Annotated in this window: 1 protein-coding gene; it reads left to right on the forward strand. The window is 65.8% G+C overall.

Going from position 1 to position 631, the window contains the following annotated elements; all coding sequences use genetic code 11:
- Window positions 1-631 (forward strand): pyridoxal-phosphate dependent enzyme (locus QZH66_RS17970; RefSeq protein ID WP_305807170.1); only part of this gene is annotated, 631 nt, incomplete at both ends.

Here is a 631-nt window from a genome sequence, read left to right on the forward strand (position 1 = left end):
TGGGTTCTCGAAGCCGTTCGCCGCATAGAGCGTGACTTCCAGCGCTCCTCCGACACCCACCTGGTGCAGGTGGACCTGCCCGCCATGCCGCAGGTGCGGCTCTATCTCAAGGATGAGTCGACCCATCCGACCGGCAGCCTCAAGCACCGGCTCGCACGGTCGCTTTTTCTCTACGGGCTGTGCAATGGCTGGATCCGCGAAGGAACCACCGTGGTGGAGGCCTCCTCCGGCAGCACGGCAGTGTCCGAAGCCTATTTCGCGCGCCTCCTGGGCCTGCCGTTCATCGCCGTGATGCCCCGCAGCACCTCGCCCGCCAAGATTGCGCAGATCGAGTTCTATGGCGGCCGATGCCACTTCGTCAGCAGCTCGGCGCAGCTCTATGCCGAAGCGGAGCGGGTGGCGCGCCAATGCCATGGCCACTACATGGACCAGTTCACCTATGCCGAGCGGGCGACCGACTGGCGTGGCAACAACAACATCGCGGAATCCATTTTCCAGCAAATGCGGGGCGAACCGCACCCGATACCGGCGTGGATTGTCGTCGGGGCGGGCACGGGCGGCACATCCGCCACCCTCGGCCGCTACATCCGCTACCAAGGCTGCGCCACGCAGCTGTGCGTGGTGGACCCCG

Origin of the sequence: Stenotrophomonas sp. YIM B06876, from assembly GCF_030711595.1 — a bacterium.
Taxonomy (GTDB): Bacteria; Pseudomonadota; Gammaproteobacteria; order Xanthomonadales; family Xanthomonadaceae; genus Stenotrophomonas.